2 protein-coding genes are annotated in these 1,234 nt (G+C 66.5%); one reads left to right on the forward strand and one right to left on the reverse strand.

What is annotated here, in order from left to right:
- A partial coding sequence (locus EN932_RS36365; RefSeq protein WP_164890854.1) for an AMP-binding protein occupies positions 1-372 on the reverse strand: 372 nt, incomplete at its 3' end.
- 249 nt (positions 373-621) lie between these two features.
- Between EN932_RS36365 and EN932_RS36370 the strand changes: the two genes are divergently transcribed.
- A complete protein-coding gene (locus EN932_RS36370; RefSeq protein WP_127385212.1) occupies positions 622-1,230 on the forward strand; it encodes a BA14K family protein in 609 nt (202 codons plus the stop codon).
- Positions 1,231-1,234 lie beyond the last annotated feature (4 nt).

Genomic DNA, 1,234 nt, shown 5'->3' on the forward strand with positions numbered 1-1,234 from the left:
GAGCAGCGCGACATAGGTCTCCGCCGAGCGGTCGAGGATGAGCCCGATGCGGTCGCCCGGCTTCACGCCGCGCTTGACCAGCAGGCGGGCGAACTGGTTGGCCCGCCTGTCCAGTTCACGATAGGTCCAGACACGCCCATCGGAGATCACCGCCGGCAGCGCTGCGAACATTTCGGCGAGCTGTTCGAAGACCGTGTCGAGCCGCTCGCCGGGCAGGCCATGGCGGGCAAAGTCGGCGCCCGTCAGGATTTGCCCGCGCCTGGCTGTCGCGGGAGCCGTTCTTACCAGCGCAGCGACACCTGCCGGGCCGCTTTCCAGCCCCGATCGTTCCGCGTCCAGTTCGGCGACATCGACACCGTGATCCATTTCCATACTTTCCCGTCCAGGCCGGGCATTGCCCGGCACGGCCATTTTTCCAGTTGTTGTGGGATGCTTATGCCATCCGATCTTTTCGGCAGTTTTTCCGAACTGTTGAATATTGTTTCTGAACTGTGTCTGGGCGGGGTTTTGAGCCTCCCTTGGCGGCTGCGCCCGGCGGCAACGCCGGCGCGCGCGCCAGCGTTTTTCTGGAACCAGCCTTGAGGCCCCGCATTCTATGAGCAGGGACTGAAGGAGCGTGTCGTGAAAGCGGTTTTGGGACTGGTCTGCGGCTTCGTGCTGACCCTTGCGGTCTTCGGCAGCGGACTGGGCTTCGCCGCCTGGCTGCTTGCCGCAAAGCCGCCGCGCCAGGCAACGGCCACCGTCAGCGTGGCGGAGCTGTGGACCAAGAAGGCGCGGCCGGTGAACAAAGCCGGGCAGGGCCTCGAACGCCTGCCGGCCGCCCAGCCGGCGCCGCCCGACATCCCCGCCAAACCGCAGGAAACACCGCCCGACCCGACGGTCACCGGCGCCATCGCGCCCAAGGCGGCGGAATTGCCGTCTCCGCATCTCGCCTGGTGCGCCAGCCGCTATCGCTCCTACCATCCGGACGACAACAGCTATCTTTCCTACAGCGGGCAGCTGCGCCCCTGCATCTCGCCCTATCTCGAAGCCGCCGGTCAGGCCGGCCAGCCGGCCGCCGGCGATGGCGGGGAAAACGGCGCTGGCCTTGGCGTCTACCTTGCCGACGATGACGGCGAAGCGCTTTCGGCCGACCATGTCGATTCCTGCTTCAGCCGTTACCGCTCCTACCGCCCGGAAGACAACTCCTACCAGCCCTATTCCGGCGGCCCGAGACGGCAATGCCAGTAGCCCC

The sequence above is a fragment of the Mesorhizobium sp. M7A.F.Ca.US.002.01.1.1 genome (genome assembly GCF_004022955.1).
Lineage (GTDB): Bacteria > Pseudomonadota > Alphaproteobacteria > Rhizobiales > Rhizobiaceae > Mesorhizobium > Mesorhizobium ciceri.